The organism is Hyphomicrobium sp. 01T421 (genome assembly GCF_056398805.1).
Genome location: NZ_JBFTQC010000003.1, coordinates 210,826 through 228,273, shown reverse-complemented (window position 1 = coordinate 228,273; position 17,448 = coordinate 210,826). Strand labels below are relative to the sequence as shown.

23 protein-coding genes are annotated in these 17,448 nt (G+C 59.3%); 11 read left to right on the top strand and 12 right to left on the bottom strand.

Going from position 1 to position 17,448, the window contains the following annotated elements:
- Positions 1–10: 10 nt before the first annotated feature.
- The 3 genes from AC1DK3_RS18025 to AC1DK3_RS18015 form a co-directional block, all read right to left on the bottom strand.
- Positions 11–922, bottom strand: coding sequence for a formylglycine-generating enzyme family protein (locus AC1DK3_RS18025; RefSeq protein ID WP_477193757.1), 912 nt, complete (start codon positions 920–922; stop codon positions 11–13).
- 488 nt (positions 923–1,410) lie between these two features.
- Positions 1,411–1,887 carry a SphA family protein gene (locus AC1DK3_RS18020; protein WP_477193756.1) on the bottom strand — a complete coding sequence of 159 codons (477 nt, stop codon included), beginning with the start codon at positions 1,885–1,887 and terminating at the stop codon, positions 1,411–1,413.
- 10 nt (positions 1,888–1,897) lie between these two features.
- Positions 1,898–2,164 (bottom strand): transporter, encoded by a 267-nt coding sequence (locus AC1DK3_RS18015; protein WP_477193624.1) that lies wholly within the window; start codon positions 2,162–2,164, stop codon positions 1,898–1,900.
- Positions 2,165–2,314: 150 nt separating this feature from the next.
- Between AC1DK3_RS18015 and queE the strand changes: the two genes are divergently transcribed.
- The 3 genes from queE to queF all read left to right on the top strand — a co-directional run bounded on the left by queE (position 2,315) and on the right by queF (position 3,885).
- A complete protein-coding gene (queE, locus tag AC1DK3_RS18010; RefSeq protein WP_477193623.1) occupies positions 2,315–2,944 on the top strand; it encodes a 7-carboxy-7-deazaguanine synthase in 630 nt (209 codons plus the stop codon).
- An 86-nt stretch (positions 2,945–3,030) separates the two neighbouring features.
- Complete coding sequence (locus tag AC1DK3_RS18005) at positions 3,031–3,417, top strand: 6-pyruvoyl trahydropterin synthase family protein (RefSeq protein WP_477193622.1); 387 nt, start codon at positions 3,031–3,033, stop codon at positions 3,415–3,417.
- Between the two features lie 6 nt (positions 3,418–3,423).
- Positions 3,424–3,885 carry a preQ(1) synthase gene (gene queF, locus AC1DK3_RS18000; RefSeq protein ID WP_477193621.1) on the top strand — a complete coding sequence of 154 codons (462 nt, stop codon included), beginning with the start codon at positions 3,424–3,426 and terminating at the stop codon, positions 3,883–3,885.
- Positions 3,886–3,932: 47 nt separating this feature from the next.
- On the opposite strand, the gene AC1DK3_RS17995 is transcribed toward queF, so the two are convergent.
- The 3 genes from AC1DK3_RS17995 to AC1DK3_RS17985 all read right to left on the bottom strand — a co-directional run bounded on the left by AC1DK3_RS17995 (position 3,933) and on the right by AC1DK3_RS17985 (position 5,826).
- Positions 3,933–4,214, bottom strand: coding sequence for a hypothetical protein (locus AC1DK3_RS17995; RefSeq protein WP_477193620.1), 282 nt, complete (start codon positions 4,212–4,214; stop codon positions 3,933–3,935).
- A gap of 151 nt (positions 4,215–4,365) precedes the next feature.
- Positions 4,366–5,289 (bottom strand): pirin family protein, encoded by a 924-nt coding sequence (locus tag AC1DK3_RS17990; protein WP_477193619.1) that lies wholly within the window; start codon positions 5,287–5,289, stop codon positions 4,366–4,368.
- Between the two features lie 78 nt (positions 5,290–5,367).
- On the bottom strand, positions 5,368–5,826 hold the full coding sequence (locus AC1DK3_RS17985) for a thiol-disulfide oxidoreductase DCC family protein (RefSeq protein WP_477193755.1): 459 nt from the start codon (positions 5,824–5,826) through the stop codon (positions 5,368–5,370).
- Positions 5,827–6,013: 187 nt separating this feature from the next.
- Between AC1DK3_RS17985 and AC1DK3_RS17980 the strand changes: the two genes are divergently transcribed.
- The 3 genes from AC1DK3_RS17980 (at position 6,014) to AC1DK3_RS17970 (ending at position 7,780) form a co-directional block, all read left to right on the top strand.
- Positions 6,014–6,439, top strand: a complete 426-nt coding sequence (locus AC1DK3_RS17980) for a lysozyme inhibitor LprI family protein (protein WP_477193618.1) — start codon at positions 6,014–6,016, stop codon at positions 6,437–6,439.
- A 228-nt stretch (positions 6,440–6,667) separates the two neighbouring features.
- Positions 6,668–7,162 (top strand): DUF992 domain-containing protein, encoded by a 495-nt coding sequence (locus AC1DK3_RS17975; protein WP_477193617.1) that lies wholly within the window; start codon positions 6,668–6,670, stop codon positions 7,160–7,162.
- 210 nt (positions 7,163–7,372) lie between these two features.
- On the top strand, positions 7,373–7,780 hold the full coding sequence (locus tag AC1DK3_RS17970; RefSeq protein WP_477193616.1) for a hypothetical protein: 408 nt from the start codon (positions 7,373–7,375) through the stop codon (positions 7,778–7,780).
- Between the two features lie 6 nt (positions 7,781–7,786).
- On the opposite strand, the gene AC1DK3_RS17965 is transcribed toward AC1DK3_RS17970, so the two are convergent.
- The 3 genes from AC1DK3_RS17965 to speB all read right to left on the bottom strand — a co-directional run bounded on the left by AC1DK3_RS17965 (position 7,787) and on the right by speB (position 10,073).
- Positions 7,787–8,488 carry a ParB-like protein gene (locus tag AC1DK3_RS17965; protein ID WP_477193754.1) on the bottom strand — a complete coding sequence of 234 codons (702 nt, stop codon included), beginning with the start codon at positions 8,486–8,488 and terminating at the stop codon, positions 7,787–7,789.
- A gap of 118 nt (positions 8,489–8,606) precedes the next feature.
- Complete coding sequence (locus tag AC1DK3_RS17960) at positions 8,607–8,918, bottom strand: hypothetical protein (RefSeq protein ID WP_477193615.1); 312 nt, start codon at positions 8,916–8,918, stop codon at positions 8,607–8,609.
- Positions 8,919–9,020: 102 nt separating this feature from the next.
- Positions 9,021–10,073, bottom strand: a complete 1,053-nt coding sequence (speB, locus tag AC1DK3_RS17955; protein WP_477193614.1) for an agmatinase — start codon at positions 10,071–10,073, stop codon at positions 9,021–9,023.
- Between the two features lie 221 nt (positions 10,074–10,294).
- On the opposite strand from speB, the gene AC1DK3_RS17950 reads away from it, so the two are divergent.
- On the top strand, positions 10,295–10,591 hold the full coding sequence (locus AC1DK3_RS17950) for a hypothetical protein (protein ID WP_477193613.1): 297 nt from the start codon (positions 10,295–10,297) through the stop codon (positions 10,589–10,591).
- A 154-nt stretch (positions 10,592–10,745) separates the two neighbouring features.
- On the opposite strand, the gene AC1DK3_RS17945 is transcribed toward AC1DK3_RS17950, so the two are convergent.
- Positions 10,746–11,006, bottom strand: coding sequence for a hypothetical protein (locus AC1DK3_RS17945; protein WP_477193612.1), 261 nt, complete (start codon positions 11,004–11,006; stop codon positions 10,746–10,748).
- Positions 11,007–11,144: 138 nt separating this feature from the next.
- Here AC1DK3_RS17945 and AC1DK3_RS17940 point away from each other — a divergent pair, with 138 nt between their 5' ends.
- Complete coding sequence (locus tag AC1DK3_RS17940) at positions 11,145–11,492, top strand: DMT family protein (protein ID WP_477193611.1); 348 nt, start codon at positions 11,145–11,147, stop codon at positions 11,490–11,492.
- A gap of 41 nt (positions 11,493–11,533) precedes the next feature.
- Here AC1DK3_RS17940 and AC1DK3_RS17935 read toward each other — a convergent pair whose 3' ends face one another.
- Positions 11,534–12,538: a hypothetical protein gene (locus tag AC1DK3_RS17935; protein WP_477193610.1), complete on the bottom strand. Its 1,005-nt coding sequence runs from the start codon at positions 12,536–12,538 to the stop codon at positions 11,534–11,536.
- A 281-nt stretch (positions 12,539–12,819) separates the two neighbouring features.
- On the opposite strand from AC1DK3_RS17935, the gene AC1DK3_RS17930 reads away from it, so the two are divergent.
- Positions 12,820–13,191, top strand: coding sequence for a YidB family protein (locus AC1DK3_RS17930; protein ID WP_477193609.1), 372 nt, complete (start codon positions 12,820–12,822; stop codon positions 13,189–13,191).
- Between the two features lie 49 nt (positions 13,192–13,240).
- Here the strand turns inward: AC1DK3_RS17930 and AC1DK3_RS17925 are convergent, their stop codons facing one another.
- Complete coding sequence (locus AC1DK3_RS17925) at positions 13,241–14,863, bottom strand: isovaleryl-CoA dehydrogenase (RefSeq protein ID WP_477193608.1); 1,623 nt, start codon at positions 14,861–14,863, stop codon at positions 13,241–13,243.
- 796 nt (positions 14,864–15,659) lie between these two features.
- On the opposite strand from AC1DK3_RS17925, the gene AC1DK3_RS17920 reads away from it, so the two are divergent.
- Positions 15,660–16,058: a GNAT family N-acetyltransferase gene (locus AC1DK3_RS17920; RefSeq protein ID WP_477193607.1), complete on the top strand. Its 399-nt coding sequence runs from the start codon at positions 15,660–15,662 to the stop codon at positions 16,056–16,058.
- A gap of 318 nt (positions 16,059–16,376) precedes the next feature.
- Entirely contained in the window at positions 16,377–17,438 is a 1,062-nt protein-coding gene (locus tag AC1DK3_RS17915) for an HpcH/HpaI aldolase/citrate lyase family protein (RefSeq protein WP_477193606.1), read from the top strand.
- The last annotated feature ends 10 nt before the right edge of the window (positions 17,439–17,448 follow it).

Sequence of the window (17,448 nt, the reverse complement as noted above, 5' to 3'; positions counted from 1 at the left end):
TTCTTCTTTGCTATTTTCGGATGACGCATCGAAATCCGACGTGGCTTGTCGATGTATCGACAGGCTCCGGATGGCGCGCTGCGGGACGGTAGCGACGGCAATAGTTCGGCGCGCAAAGATGCGAACCGCCTTTCAAGACCTTTCGCGGAATGCGGATATGAGGCTGCTGCGGATCGAAACTCCGCTCCTTGCTCGGGCCTCGCGGATTCTCAGGAATGCAGCAGGCTTTCGCAGCATCTGCCGGATGTTTCGGTGCATACCAGTCGGTCGTCCACTCCCAGACGTTTCCGATCATATCGAACAGTCCGTAGCCGTTGGGTGGAAACGTCTTGACCGGGGATGTGCGCGCGAAGCCGTCGAGTTCCAGATTTTCGTGAGGAAAGTTGCCTTGCCACGTGTTGGCCATGTGCCGCCCGTTCGGCGTCAACTCATCGCCCCAGGCAAATTCGGCGCCCTCTAAGCCTCCGCGTGCGGCGAATTCCCATTCGCCTTCCGTCGGTAATTCCTTTCCCGCCCACTTGGCGTAAGCCTCTGCGTCCTTGTAGGCGACGTGGACAACGGGGTGATCGTCTTGCCCCTTGATCCACGTGCCCTTGCCGTAAGGGTGACGCCAATTCGAGCCGAAACGAAACGCCCACCATTGGCTCCAATCGTTCAGACCGACAGGACCGGTGGGTGGACGGAAGACGAGCGATCCCGCCTTCAGCATGTGCGGCAGGGCGCCGGGGTAGTCTTTGGCCGTAGGCGCGATTTCGGCGAATGTGGTGTAGCCCGTTTCTTCAACGAACTTTCGGAATTGCGCGTTCGTGACTGGCGTCTCATCGATCCAGAATCCGTCAATCGCCACTCGATGGACAGGTGCTTCTTCGGGGTAATGCCGGTTCGACCCCATGGCAAAGACGCCGCCGGGTATAAAGACCATGCCCTTGCGATCCGCTTTCGTCGTCTTCTCGTGGGCGACATCTTCGACATCTGCGTTGTTGGCAACCATCGTACCTCTGCCTATTGGACACGAGTTGATGCGTTACATTTCTGCGCGAAATGTTCGAACTACGGAGTTGCTAGAGTCGCTACAAATGAAGGCTTCTGATGGGTGTCAGGGCTTCGGCACCGCGCGCCGCTTGCCGCTCTCAGCGTTGCGTAAGTCGAGACAATGCCGCCGCACGATACGGCAGTCCCAAAGAGCGTTGAGGAAAGAGAAAGGAGCAAAATCGATTCAAACAATCGATTTAACAATACGGCAACGGCTAACCGCATTTCCAGCCTCGCTCTGGATGCGTAGTCGCCCTGCCCGTCCCCGATTACTGTCGGATGAGCGAACAAATGATAGTCAAACGAATATGCCGCCGCGACGCATCGCTGCGCGTCCCATGGTAAAGACAAAATGCAACAATTTGCTATTTGAGGACGTTAATATCGAATAGTGCCGGAAAGAATTGTCGTGCTGCCGTTCCATCGGCGCTCAACGTCAATTTCCTCGTAATGGCGCGCACTGAGTATCAACGGCGCGCCGTTCGCCATCGTCGTGTAGGTCAGGCCGGCCCCGATTGCATCGACGCTTCCCTTAAGCGGACCTAGCGGGGCACCGGAACCTGAATCTCCCGTCAATTGACGATAGTCGTACCCGACGATTCCAATCATGAGCCCAGTGCAGATGTCACGGCCGATCGCCCACTCGTGGTGAAAATAGATGCCGCTCTGATAGTCAGTCGCGTCGTTGTTGAAATTATAGGTGACGCCCAACGTGCTGTTGAATTGGAGCTTGCTTGTCTTTTCCGTCCCGGTGAAAGCCCATCCGCCGTCAATGCCTGGCCGATTGAGGCCGATATCGGGTTCGAAGCCGACGGCATAACGGCCGGTCGGCGCGACAGTCTGAAGATAAGCGATATGGGCAAAATCACCTTTTTGCCAAACCGAGCTGAATTCGCGCCGTCACATCACCAAGGCCGCCGCCCCGATGTTTCCTCTTCGAGATCGTATTATTGCCACAAGTGGACCAGAAGTTGACGGCCGCCTTGAGATCGATATGGCCGACAGGCGCCGTCACCGAGAGCCCCAAACTACCGCCCAGAACTTTCTGCTTCGGGACGTAGAGGCCGTTCAGTGCTTCCTGAAAAAACTGAACTCTGCTGCCGAAATAAGCCTCTTGCCGGCCGCCTTTCAATGCGGCGGGTAGTGCTGCATACCCGCAAAACCCGGCCTGCCCCCATGACGCGCCCGAAATAGCGCCCGAACTAGCGACAGGACCGCGCTTCGGTCACCATCCGCCCCGGCCGGACTTGACTTGCGCGCGGCGCTTCGTAGGTATCCCAGCATGTATGCGATCAAGGAGATTTTCTACACGCTGCAAGGCGAAGGCGCGAACGCCGGCACGCCCGCCGTGTTCTGCCGGTTTGCAGGCTGCAACCTGTGGACCGGGCGCGAGCAGGATCGCGCCAAGGCCGTCTGCCAGTTCTGCGATACCGACTTCGTCGGCATGGACGGAGAAGGCGGCGGACGCTTCGAGACGGCGGACGCCCTCGCGGACGCCTGCCGGCAAGCGGCGCCTCAGTCAAACCATTCGATACTCGTCGTTCTGACCGGCGGAGAACCGATGCTCCAGGTCGACCAGGAACTGGTCGACGCGCTGCACGCGCGCGGCTTCAGGATCGCCATCGAAACCAACGGCACGCGTCCAGTCCTCGAAACGATCGATTGGATCTGCGTCTCGCCAAAAGTTGGATCCGACCTGAAGCAACGCCACGGCCACGAGTTGAAGCTCGTCTTCCCGCAAGAAGGCGGCGATCCGGCCCGGTATCTCGAACTCGACTTCAAGGAACGCTTCCTGCAGCCGATGGATGGGCCCGATCAGCACGCCAATACGCTTGCGGCCATCGCCTACTGCAAAGCCAATCCGGCATGGCGTCTGTCCGTCCAAACCCATAAAATTCTCGGAATCCCTTAACGAATGGGCCTTCCGCGCCGGTTTGGCGCGGTTTGAGCCCCCCGGCGGGGGTGGCGCCTCGGGGCGAAATCCCGTAAGGAGCGGCCATGCAAATCTACAAGGAATTCAGGTTCGAGGCGGCCCACTTCCTGCCGTCGGCGGCACCCGCCACTCCGAATGCACGCGTGCACGGACACTCGTTTCGCGCGCGCATCGTCGTCGAAGGCGAACCCGGCCCCGCGACCGGCTACATCTTCCATTTCGACGAATTGTCCGCAGCACTCCGCGAAACGGAAGACGCGCTCGATCATCGCATGCTGAACGACATCGACGGGCTCGAAGCGCCGACGCTCGAGCGCATCGCCGTGTGGATCTGGAACCGGCTTTCGAACCGCATCCCCGGCCTTTGCCAGGTTGAAGTCCATCGCGATAGCTGCAGCGAGGGTTGTATATATCGCGGGCCTTCACCCGAAGCGCGTTTGGCTGCGGAGTAACGGACAATGGCAGCGGAAAAGCCGGGCGCAACTCAGCTCGGCAAGCAAGTCGGGATACCGGACAGTCCCGAAACGGCTCAGCTCGACCGCGTCGCCAGTCCGCACGCCGATACAGATTATGTCGCGCGCTTCACCGCACCCGAATTCACATCACTTTGTCCGGTGACGGGCCAGCCCGACTTTGCCCATCTGGTCATCGACTACGTGCCGGGCGGATGGCTGCTCGAAAGCAAATCGCTGAAACTCTATCTCGCGTCCTTCCGCAATCACGGCGCCTTCCATGAAGATTGCACCGTTGCGATCGGCAAACGCATTGCGAGCCTCATCGAACCGAAATTCCTGAGGATCGGCGGCTATTGGTACCCGCGCGGCGGCATACCGATCGACGTCTTCTGGCAAACGGGATCGCTCCCGAAAGACGTCTGGCTGCCGGATCAAGGCGTGCAACCTTACAGAGGACGGGGCTAAGCCCGTCCCCTATAATGATTTCCGGTCAGCCTGAGCGGCTGAACGAATTACCAGCGATTGCGGTTGTGGTGACGCCAGTAACGGTGATGGCGATAATAAGGGCGATAGTACCCATATCCGTAATACGGACGATAATAGCGCCGTCCATAGTAGTGGTTGTGACGATGACGCCAACGGCGATAGTGCGTCTTCTCTACGACACTGTTGCCGCTCTTTGCAGCCGATTCAACTGCCGCAAGACTGCCGCCACCGATTGCTGCGGCTTGAGCTCCGGTCGCGGCAAAGCCGATCCCGAGTCCCAGCGCCACTGCCAAAAGTAGATTTCGCATTTCGGTCTCCCAAGCTATTGCCTCCCAACAATTCGCAATTGCGATCACTGGTTCCGGCTTTTGAACTCTAGGAGTCGAAGACTGAACGGCAGCTGTACGGAACTCGCAATCTCCGGTGGCGAATTGGAATGAATTACGGCGAAATCAGGGATTAGCGATTTTCCGGCAGCGGGATAAATTCCGTTTCATCGCCGGGAACGATGGCAAAGCGGCCCTGCCGCCAATCCTCTTTGGCGCTGTCGATGCGCTCTTGCGAGCTTGAAACGAAATTCCACCAGATATGCCGCGGTCCATCCATCGGCTCACCGCCGAGCAGCATCAGCCGCGCGTTCGTTTCCGCGAGAATTGAAATGCGATCGCCGGGCCTGAAGACGAGGAGCTGACCTCCCTCGAATGTCTGCCCGCCGATATCGACGCGCCCCGACGCGAGATAGACAGCACGTTCGTCGTAATCCGGATCGAGCGGCAGAACCGCGCCCGGCGCCAGAACGGCTTCGGCGTAAAAGCAATCATGTGGGAACGCGGCAGGCGACGTCTCACCGTAAAGACTGCCGACGATGAGCCGAACACGCTTCCCCTCGCCTTCGAGCCTCGGTAGCGCGCTCACGTCATGATGCGCAAAGGCCGGAGCGCTCTCCTCGTGCGATTTCGGAAGAGCCATCCACGCTTGAATTCCAAACATATCCTGGCCGGACATTCGCGTGTCGGGAGCCGTTCGCTCGGAATGCACGATGCCGCGCCCCGCCGTCATCAGATTGACCTCACCCGGACGGATCGCAAGCGACGACCCAAGGCTGTCCCGATGCATCATTTCGCCTTCGAAAAGATAGGTGACGGTCGCAAGCCCGACGTGGGGATGGGGTCTGACGTCGATCCCTTGCCCGGATAGAAATTGCGCCGGGCCCATCTGATCGAAAAAAATGAACGGCCCGATCATTTGGCGCTGCGCCGACGGCAGCGCGCGCCGCACTTCGAATCCGCCGAGGTCGCGAGCGCGCGGCACAATGACTTGCTCAATCGCGTCGCAAGACTTGCAATCGCCCGGAATGGGATCGTTATCCTTGAGCCAACTCATCGAGCGCCTCCTCTGCTTTGCCCAATCATGGCGGCAACCAGCACCTGCCGCAACCGGCAGCGATCCATGTAGAGCAATCTATGTAACCAGAAATCGCAACTTCTCGGCGACACTCGGACGCCTGCATGTATCACGGCTGCCGAACCACCTCAGCCGGTTCCGCTGAACCCAATCGTAAATGCGATCGCCGATGGCACTGGGAATAATCTGGCCAGCGAACCCCAATCCACGCCAGGGTTGAGGCAGCGTCTGCGCCGCAGCCAACACGCCCGCCCACTTCGTGTAAGGCAGCCCCTTGCTCAACACCATGAAGGTGTCGAACACCTTGGCGTCGAGATTGTAATGGCGGTAAAGCGCGGCCGGCAGCGCGTCCTGAATCACCGCGAAGCGGGTTTGCCCAGCCGGATCATGATCCAGCATCCACTGCACGCCGCTCGAACAGAGAACGCAAAGTCCGTCGAAAATGATCAACGGCCGGCTATCGTCAAAGCTCGGAACCGCCGGATCATCGCGGTAGCTATAGGCCGTGAAGGGCATCACGGATCATGTCCTGTCTGAAATTCATGACCGGCCTATGAAGCCGGAGTGTAGCTGGCGCCATCATGAAGCAAATTGAGTTTCCGTCCCAATGCTGAATTGTTCCGGATAAAAGCCTTCCGGCCTGGACGCGCGCCGCGTACAAATTTGCACACACCATACGCAGCGCCACTTGGAGTTCAGAACGATGCCCCGTCGTGCCGCACACATCCCCTGCCTTCTCCTCTCTCTCGGCCTCGCAAGCCTATGGACCACCAGACCCGCCGTCGCCGAAATCAATTGCGCCGACGCTGGTACGACGGTGGAACTGAACTTCTGCGCCGACAAGGATTATCAGGCCGCCGATAAGGCCCTCAACGCCGCCTACGCGAATGCGGTTGATTACATCCGAACGCGCGGCGACGACGAAAAGCCATACGACACGGCGAGCTTCGAGGAAGCGATGCGCAACGCCCAACGCGCCTGGATCGCCTATCGCGATGCCGACTGCAAAGATCTCGTGGCCCAGGAGTGGTCAGGCGGCACCGGCGCCACGGCGGCAATCCTCGGATGCATGACCCAAAAGACCATCCAGCGGACCAAAGAACTCAAAGACCGATATTCGGAGCACTGAGACGGCGCACTGAACGCGGCTCAAGACGCACGCCAAGATAGCCGTTCACCATATCCTTCACTCGCGCGTGACTGTAACCGCGCGAACTGCCACCGAACCGTCGCTTTGGGACTTTAGACCTCCGCGACTACAGGGGGCCTGAACGTCACGCATGTGCAGAGTTTTTGTCCTTGTGTACACGCGCCCGGACATGCCCGCGCGCGACAGTCGATGTCGGGAGAAAAGACCATGACTTCATCACCCCCAATTGCGCGCGTTCTTGCCGGATGCGCAGCATTCGCCGCAATGGCCGCGACGCCGCTTTCGCCTTCCATCGCCGCACCGAAAATCGCGGTCGGCACATTGACCTGCTACGGCAAGGGCGGCGTCGGGCTCATTTTCGGCTCGAAGCAAAACCTGCGGTGCAATTTCGAAACGCCGATCAGCGGGCGCACCTATCGTTACGCCGCAACGATCACCAAAGTCGGGATAGACATCGGCGTCAAAGGCGATAGCACCCTCGTCTGGACAGTCCTTGGACCGACGACGGATATGCCGAGCGAAGCTCTTGAAGGAAGTTACGGCGGCGTCACCGCGGGCGCCGCAGTCGGCATCGGCGCCAGCGCCAACGCACTCCTTGGTGGCTCGAGCCAGTCCATCATCCTCCAGCCTCTGAGCGTCGAAGGACAGACTGGCCTGAACCTGTCTGCTGGCGTCGCCGGCTTGACGATCTTCAAGCCATAAATCCACGAACTGACCAGAACAACGGCGCGCTGCAATTCGACAGGCGGCGCGCATAACTCTCCCGCAATAATAGTCAGTCGGCTGCTCTTTTATGCTCGGCAAATTACTGAGCCTCGCGCGCCGCTTAGCTCGCATTTCGAGCATAACGTCATCACTTTTTGGCCATGAGAATCGCGCGGTATCGGACCTCTAAGCCGCGAGGAGATAACCATGGCCGCACTATCCAAAAACGTCGAAGAAATGCTGATGCGCCTTGCGGATAATGCGCGCACCGAACAGGATTTCGTGATGACGTTGTCCGACGCGATCCGCCGCGTCGACGAGCAGTTGCTGCGTGACGTTCGCAACGTCGCGATCCAACACGAACTTCGCCGCGAAGCCATTCTCGGAGAACTTCAGGATCTTGCTTCCCGGCTTTGCGCTCTTCCCGTACGCACGCCCATCCAGCCAGTTACCGCGATTGATCAGCAAGGGTACCAGCAGCAGGAACCAGGCCATCAAGCACGCGCGGAAATCGAGGCCGCGTTGAATGGTCAGGCCGGAGCCGATTGGCGCCAGGCCGCACAGAATATGCACGACGAGTTCGAGTTCACCTTCAACGGTCAGCAGCGGCACTAGGCGAGCTTACCGCCCGATATATCCGGGCATCCGCACGGCCTCACGAGAAGCAGAGAGGCGCATGGCATGTCTGTGCGCGTACTCGAAATCACGGCGCACGGTCGCCCTCGGAATGCGCGCCCGGAAAAAATCGGCCCATCGAAATTCCTCAAAGGGCTTGCCCGATTTTGCAAAGCCACCGGCTTTGCGGACGGACCAAGCGAGGTCGCGATAGGGATCGGCGCGCAATTCCTTCAACGTCTCGGGAAGTTTTGACGGGCACACCGGTTGCCCCTGCGCATCATAAGGGTGCAACAGCCCGAGCGTTGTCATCTGCCGAAGGAACCCCTTGCGCGGCAGATGCGAGAGATCGGCGACAACATCGACCCATGCCTCTTCCACGTCGCTCTTCAAAAGCGCCAGGCTCAAGTGATGATGATCGATGATGAAAAAGTCTTCGCCGGGACCGAGCACGGCAGGGATCGGACGCTCCTCGAGAAAACATTTGAGCTTCCGCCGGCTTCTCGCGCGTCGTTCGACTTTTTCTCGCTTGGCCGCAACGGCCCGCATTCCCACCGCCATTTGCGTCGGACGCAAGTCCTCGATGGGAACCTGAATGAGTTTGGACTTGCTGCGTGTATGAACGTGAGAACGCGGCAACCGTACTTGGAAGCCCTGGGCTAAACGCAAATCGGAAGCCGGTTCAAACCAAAGATCAAGCGGCGGCATGACTTCCCACAAAGCCAACTGAACACCGCTTAACGTTTTCGCCTTTATGGTTAAGATTTGGTTTAGGATATCGAATATCTCAGCCGCGAACGCGACCGTGCGAATTTTTGCGAAAGACTTACTTCGCCGCGGTCTTCGATCCGCCACGCCGCCGCGAAACCTCCACAACCGAAACTTCGCCAGCCGCAACCAGTGCATCGACACAGCCCTTCGAGAGACCGACGCCGACCGCGCGCATGCACGATCTGACCTGCGGGCTGTTCGGACTGTAGGCGCTGCAGTGGGCGTAATAATCGCTGGCGCATGCCATTTGTACGCGCAGGCTGACGGCCGAGGCAGTGCCCGCCATCAGCGTGACGCCGGCGAGAGCGAGAGCCGGCGCGAGAGCAGCGCGGAAAGCATTCCGGTGGATCACAACAAGAGCAGTCATTGCAGGTCTCCATCTCTTCTAGCGGCAAGCCCCTATGGGCCGTTGTCGCGAGAAGAAATAGCGTGTCCCAGGACGCTTCCGCTGTTCCGGCGGGAACCGGACTTACATCCGGTTCAACTGACCGGCCCTTGCGTCGAACTTTTGTATCGCTCCGCCCGGGCATGGATATACGTCCGCCTGCGCCCCATTTTTGCGAGCCAACCGGCATGCCTGCTCATAGACGACAGTTGCCGCAGCAAGAGCCGTGATGCCTCCATGATCGTAGGCGGGCGCCACTTCGACGACGTCGCATCCGACGATCCGAAGATCATCGAAACCGCGAAGCATGGCGAGCAGTTCGCGCGGCGTCAGTCCGCCGACCACGGGCGTACCGGTGCCGGGCGCAAAGGCCGGATCGAGGCAATCGATGTCGACGGTCAGATAGCAGGGAGAATCCCCCGCAAGCGCCTTCACCATTGCAACGATCTCACTGGGTCCTCTATCGGCGACGGCGACACTGTCGAAAATGTTCATGCCCATCGGATCATCGACCCAGGTTCTAATGCCGATCTGCGATGACTTCTTGGGATCGATCAGGCCATCGTGAATCGCTTGCGCGAACATCGTGCCGTGATTGATCTCGACTGAACCGTCAGGCCCGACACGCGGCGTCCACGTATCGGGATGAGCGTCGAAATGAATGAGCGTCAGCGGGCCGTGTATCCGCGCATGAGCTTTGAGCAGCGGGTAGCTCACGAAATGATCGCCGCCGAGAGCGCACAAGAATCCACCGGCCGCGACGACATCGAATGCAGCGTCTTCGATCGCCGCTGGGATCGTCTGCGGAAAACCGAAGTCGAGCAAAGCGTCACCCAGATCGACAATCCTGACGTGCGATAAAGGATCGAAACCGCCGGGGTATGCCTTCAGTTCGGCGAGCTGAGCGGAGGCAGATCTGACCGCGTCGGGCCCAAGCCGCGCTCCCGGCCTGTTCGACGTTGCGATGTCGAGCGGTACTCCGAGCACGGCGAAATCGCCGGCCCGTGCACTGTCGACGCGTGGCGCCCGCAGAAAAGTATGGGTGCCCGAGTAGGTTTGTTCGGAAGCGATGCAGGAAGGAGACAGCGCGCTGAGCTTATGCTGCGCGCTCACGCCGGATGTAGCGCCGGAAAGCATGACGACCTCGATTGTTGCGATGTCGTCCGGCCGACACCTTCACAACCAACCGGGCAATCCCGGCGCCTCCGTTTCGCGGCTCTCCCCAGGATGCCGATCCAAATGCCGCAGTCAAGCCCCCGGAAAACCTAGAGAGAACGCCTCGTCAGACCGCACGCAATGAACCTGAACGCTTTCCGCGCGTTAACACCTTCGACGATCACCCAACCGGACGTGAAACAATGTCAAAACTTGTACAGCTGACCACTGAAAAGGCTGCACGAACCGAGCGCGACGCGGAGCTTCTGCGCGAAGACCTGTTTGAAAAGTGCAACTCCGCAGTCGACGGACTGGGAAACAACGTTGCGGGATTTGCGCTGATTGTTTGGGGTAAGGATGGCGACATGCGGACAGCATATAACGCCGCTCATGGACCTATTGGACCGGGGCTCGTTCCAACACTCGCAGCCGACGCATTGAACCGGCATGTGGCAGTCATGCTGGCTAAAAAGGAAGAACCGGACGACTCTGTCAGCTGAAACAACCATCCGCAGAAGAAGAAAACCCAGAGCCAAGGCTCCGGGTTTGCAACTTTGAGGTTAGTGCAGGAAGCCGAACAGATGCAGGCCGATGATCACGACCAGCGGAACACCTGCCAGCCAAAGAATTACGTCACGTGCCATGATGCTCTCCTCAATGATTGATTGACGGGGGTTTGATCGACGGGGGAATTCCGGTGTCAGTTGACTGGTCTGATTGCCCTTCCACGGAGGAACCATGTGAACGCACAAGGCTCAGCAACTCGTCGAGGTGTTGTCGCGCCTCCGCCAAGTGGTGCTTGGCTTCCTCGCGTCGCAGGATGACGCTGTTCCGCGCGGCGCCGCGCAATTCACTCTCAAGATCCCAAAGGGTCTTCAGGACCTTCGGAACAGTCTCTCTGATGTTTTCCGGCATCTGAGCCTCGCCAATTTCGACTGCTCCCTGAACGCCTCTCGTTGAATTCCGGTTCCGCTTTTGCCTTTGGCCCGCTCGACGGGTAATTGAGGAATGGCGTTAGCTATCAGGCGCAATCAATCCGGACCTTCGAGCAACATGATCCCACAAGCAGTATTACCCATCGTCCTCCTGACGATGTCGAACGTCTTCATGACCTTCGCCTGGTACGGCCATCTCAAATTCACCAACAAACCGCTATGGCTTGTCATTATCGTGAGTTGGGGAATTGCGTTTTTCGAATATTGCCTCGCCGTCCCGGCAAATCGCTACGGGGTCGCGGTCTATTCGCCGGCGGAATTGAAGACGATGCAGGAGGTTATAACCCTGATCGTATTCGTGGCTTTTTCGGCAACCTATCTAGGCCAGCCGATCACCATCAATCAGGGCGTCGGATTTGCCTTCATCGCGCTCGGAGCGTTTTTCGTCTTCAAGGCGCCATTGTGAGCCCATGACGCCAAAACGAGACGCCGATAATCGAGACGCCGTTACCTGATCGGAACGCTGAGCTGGAACTTGCTGCTCAGGCTTTGCGGCTCCGCTGTCATTCCGACATTGTCGACGTCTGCCGTAACGCTCAATGAATAAGCGTCGGGTTTGGTATAGGTCACGCCCGCGCCCGCCGACGCGGCGTCGAACGATGTATCCGCTGCATCCTTGCGGCTCGTCGATAAATCGAAGGCGCGCTTGTAGGTCACGAATGGCTCGAGTGTCGTTCCACCTTCGAGCGAAAACGAATGGTTGACCTTCGGCGCGAGGATGACGGCACTCTTTTGAGCAGCCCCCGTGCTCGCCGCGAATTCGCTGTTCCCCGCCTGCCATTCGGTACGCGCGTCCAAGCTGAGCATCGGCGCCGCCTGCATCGTGACGTACGCCGATGCCTTCTGATCCTGCTCGACACCCGCCGCCGACGAGGAACGAGCATCGCCTTTCTCCAACGACACGCCGACGCTCGTCGCTCTGTTGATCTTGTAGTCCGCTCCGAAACCGACGCGCGAGGAATGCGACTCCGATCCATTGTAGCCGCTAAGATCGATGTTGCTCCAAACATCAATCGGAGCATTTGGCCCAGAGCCCGCTTTGGGAAGCTTCACCGCATAAGCATCTGCTGCCGCATAGTCCGGCCGCTGCACGGACACGGTCCGCGCATTGTAATCGCGCAATGTGCCCAAGCTCGTGCGAACCGAAACACTGCCATCGTTGGCGTTGAACTTGGAGGGAATGGTGCCTTTGCTCAGCGCGATCCACGGCATGCCGTCCGACGCAGGAGGTGCCGACGCGACCGGTAGGCCTTGCTCTGCAAGGGCGGTATCCAAATCGAACTCGAGTTCGTCGTCGCAAGCCGTAAAATCGGGTTCCGCGGTCGTCGACTGCACCTCGACGCAATCCTCGGCACGAGCCTCGGGAGCGAGGCAGAAAAGAAGTGCCAAGCATGCAACACCGGCGCGCGCGGCACCGCTCTCGCGGATGAATCGAATGTGTTTGATGATCATAGTCGCCTGTTAGCTATGAACTTTGATCATGATATGGCGAAGCATCTCAATCGTCCACCGTCGTGGCTCTTCAGTGCCGTTATTGATCGTTCTGACCGGCATCCCTGCATTTACGGCCCTGTCACGTGAGCCTAGTATTCACTGGCTCAAGTCACACGAACTCCGGTTAACGGCCGCAGATCCGTGATGCATGGGTGACGCCCGTTACGTCGCGGACGCCCTGGACAGAGGTCAAAAAGCAATCACGCTGGATGACGTGTCGAACAGAGAAAGGGCAGACCATGAGCTGGAGCGATACACTCAAGGGAGTTGTCGGAAACATCGTCGGACAAGCCGAGCAAGGAGCCTTGCCGGAGATCCTGAAGGGCGTCCTCGGAAACGAAGGCCTCCAGTCGATCCTCACGAAACTTCAAGACGCGGGCTTCGGAGCTCAGGTGTCTTCGTGGCTGGACAAGAACAAAAGCAATCTGCCGATCACGCCCGAACAAATTCAAGCCGCGCTCGGCGACGAACACGTTCAGCAGATCGCGAGATCTCTCGGAATTCCCGTGGATACGATCCTCGCCGGCATGGCGAAGATGCTTCCGGAGATCGCAAGCGCCGCGGGCCCCGCCGCCGATCCGAATACGACTCCCGATCCCAAGTCCGGCTGAGAGTTCAAAGCCCGCGAAGGCTCCAGCATTCGCCCTAATCCGACTCTTATCAACGGAACGCCGGGGCCGCCCGGTCGACGATGGCACGCGCGTTGGTGCCCGCGGGAAGAAGACCGAACGCTCCGCCGTCACCCGCCAATCGCGTGGCGCAAAACGCATCCGCAACGTCCGCTGGCGAATAGCGAATGAGCAACGCCGCCTGCAACGCGAGGACGAGATCGCGGACGAACGAACGCGCGCCCGCTTCATCCAGCTGCTTCGCTTCCTCCTGCAGTCGGACGAGGAGCGCCCTTAAGCGCGGGTCCGCCGTCGCAGGTTCGACGACCTCATCCAGAAGCATCGCGACGGCGGCGGGCGTCCGCGTCAGCGCGCGCAACACGTCGAGACACATGACATTCCCGGAGCCCTCCCAAATCGAATTAAGCGGCATTTCCCTGTAGATTCGCGCCAGATTGAACTCTTCGACGTAGCCGTTCCCCCCGAGTACCTCCATCGCTTCGGCGGCAAAAGCCGGGCCGCGTTTGCAAATCCAGAATTTTGCGGCTGGCGTCACGACGCGGCGAAACGCCAACGCCTGCTCATCGTCCTCGTCATACGCCCGAGCCAGCCGCATGGTCAGAACGGTTGCGGCCTCCGATTCAATGGCGAGGTCGGCGAGAACGTTCGTCATGAGAGCTTGATCGATCAACAGCTTCTGGAATGCGCGGCGGTAGCGGGCGTGGTGCACCGCCTGCGCGAGGCCTTGCCGCATCAGCCCCGAGGTTCCGATGGCGCAATCGAGGCGCGTGTAATTTCCCATTTCGATGATGGTCGGAATTCCGCGGCCTTCCTCGCCGACGAGTTCTCCGTGAGCGCCATCGAGCTCGACCTCACTCGACGCGTTCGAGCGGTTCCCGAGCTTGTCTTTGAGGCGGCGAATATGGATCGCATTTCTCTTGCCCTCCCGCGTCCACCTTGGAACCAGGAAGCAGCTCGGCCCGGCTTCGGTCTGCGCGAGGATCAGGAACGCATCCGACATCGGCGCCGACATGAACCATTTGTGTCCGTTGATCCGATAGAAGCGGCGGTGCACCTCGCTCGCGTAAGGGACAGCGCGCGTGACGTTCGCACGCAAATCCGACCCGCCCTGATTTTCGGTCATCCCCATACCGATCAACGCCGACGTCTTCTCCGCGGCCGGCCTGAAACTCGGATCGTAGACGCGCGAATAAATGCGCGGCAACCATTCCGCTGCGAGCGGCGGCGAATGCGAGAGCGTCGCAACGGCCGCGTACGTCATCGAGACAGGGCAATAAACGCCGCTTTCGATCCGGGCCAGCATGTAGCAACCAGCCGCGCGAGCGACATGCGCGCCCTTTCGCGGCTCGACCCATGGACCGGAATGCAGCCCCGCGTTCAACGCGAGACCCAGCAGTTTGTGCCAGCTGCCGTGAAACTCGACCTCGTCGATCCTATGACCGTACCGGTCGAACGATTTGAGAACGGGGCTGTTGCGATTGGCCTCCGCCCCGGCGGCGATCATCTCGGCGCTACCGAGCAGCCTTCCGAGCATCGAAAGCTCGTCCAAGGCCCAGCCCGCATGCTCGCGGACCAGCGCATCGCGGAGGACGGGATCGCTCGACAGCAGATCGTAATTCTCAAGCGGCGGCGGCTGATTGGTGACATCGATCATCGGCGCGCCTCTAAAAATCGATGGAGCGCCGTCGCGCCCGTGGCACCGCTTCCGGAGGTCGCACTTGTCGGCTCAATCTCCGATGATTTCAAGCGCCGGTACGCGAACAGAGCAGAAGGCAGAGGCCGTCCTGGAATAAAATTCGCGGCCCTCGAGTCTCAACTGTCGACAACAAAGTCAGGAGAGGACGCGATGATCAGGAATTTTCCATTCTGCATGCTGGCTACCGCACTGGTTCTACCCGCGCCGGCCAGCGCACACATTCTCTGCAACGGCACATTCCAAGTGTTGCCAACCGGCCAACTTTCTACGCCGTACTGCCAAGATGAGGACTTGGCGCGACGAGCGCGGAGCCAAGGCGTCGAGGTCACGGGCGATGCTGTTCGTCGGCACCCGAGCCTTAAGGCGAGCCTTTGCGCGGGATCGCAGGATTTGGCAGCGTGCGCGAGTTCAGCCAATGACTGAGCACATCCGAAATATGAAAGAGCGGCAGGAACATGTTGAACGAGAACTCACGAGAAGTTGCCGCCGCGACGGCGATGAGGTTGCCTGTTGTTCTGTCTTGTGCGAGCGCAACGCTCGCACAAGTCCAGACGGCCGGTCATGTTCTGAGCTTGGACGTTGCCATGGACGCTGCAAACGAGCCGATCAAGGTGGCGATAAGGACCAAATATGCGCGGGGGCGGCTTTGGCGAAAATCAAGGATCGGCTTGCGAAGCAACCTTGAGCCGCGGATGCAAACAACGGATCGCTGACGAATATGCGGGTTCAACTTTATGAAGGAGCGAGATCTGACTTGCTCCCATTGTTTCGACTGGCTGATGAGTCGGAGATTCACATCCGCAGCTATTTTGAAATTGGTCAAGTCCTGGTCGCGCGTAAGGCAGATCGAGTGATCGGAATGATCCAGATCTTGAGAGAAAAGAAGGTTGCTGAAATCGTCAGCCTTGCTGTTGATCCCGACAATCAACACCAGGGGATAGGAACCGCGCTGATCCAAGAGGCTGCGAACAATTGCCGACGAAACTCCGTTCGTCAGCTTATCGTCTGCACTGGATCATGGGAAGTAGACAACATCGCATTTTACGAGAGACGCGGGTTTCGCTTGTTCAACGTCGCCCGCGGTTTCTTCACACGCGAGAAAGGCTACGATCTTCTGGTTCGTGATCAAGCCCAGTTGGAGAAATCCTTGTAATTGGGAATAACCAGCCTTAAGCGCACCGGACGACGGATACTTGCATCTGGAGAAATGAAATCAGTAACGGCCGTCTATTTTACATAAGGCGGCGGCTTACATCGTTGACCGGCCGGGATGCGTATGACCGTGACCGGCATTGTCTTTCCGTCGCGTACGGCACCTGGTGCCGGCGCGTGAACATGGGTCCCGCGCGGGCGGCCGGCGCGCGGAACGCGTGTCGCCCGCGCCAAAGGTAAACTCTGCCCGGTTGACAGCGAGACACCGACCCCACAATGGTGGCGCCTTCATCCAAGCCTTTGAATAGGATAGCTGCCGATGGCTTCGACGCGCACTCCCGCCAAGCATTTCTCGCCCCTCGCCATCGGCGCTCCGGAACCCTACCGGGCCCTTCCCGTCACGCTCGAGCGCATGATCCATTTCGTGCCGCCGCATAACGAGAAGATCCGCGCCAAGATCAAGGAATTGGCGTCCCAGGTCGATGTGGTCCTCGGCAATCTCGAGGACGCGGTGCCCCTCGATCAGAAAGAAAATGCCCGCAAAGGCTTCATCCAGATGGTCCGTGAAAACGATTTCGGATCGACCGGCGTCTGGACGCGCATCAACTGCCTCAACTCACCCTGGGTGCTCGACGACGTCACCGAGATCGTCGCCAACGTCGGCAACAAGCTTGACGTCATCATGCTGCCGAAGGTCGAAGGACCGTGGGACATCCACTATCTCGATCAGCTTCTGGCCCAGCTTGAAGCGAAACACGGCGTCAAGAAGCCGATACTGATCCACGCCATTCTCGAAACGGCCGAGGGCGTGAACAATGTCGAAGCGATCGCAGCCGCCTCACCGCGTATGCACGGCATGAGCCTCGGCCCGGCCGATCTCGCAGCCTCGCGCGGCATGAAAACGACCCGTGTCGGCGGCGGTCACCCTGATTATGGCGTCCTCGCGGACGCACAGAAGGATAACCCCGGCGTAGCGCGCGCCTTCTATCAGCAAGACCTTTGGCATTACACGGTCGGCAAGATGGTCGACGCTTGCCTCGCCTACGGTCTGAAGCCGTTCTACGGCCCGTTCGGCGACTTCTCGGATCTCGCCGCCTGCGAGGCCCAGTTCCGGAATGCGTTTCTGCAGGGTTGCCTCGGCGCCTGGTCGCTGCACCCGTCACAGATCGAAATCGCCAAGCGCGTGTTCTCGCCGGATCCGGCGGAGGTCAAATTCGCAAAGCGCATCATCGACGCCATGCCCGACGGAACGGGCGCCGTCATGCTCGACGGCAAGATGCAGGACGACGCGACCTGGAAACAGGCCAAGGTCATCGTCGATCTTGCAAAGATCGTTGCATCAAAGGACCCGGAGCGCGCGGCGCTTTATGGCGCGCTCTAGTCTCCGTTGT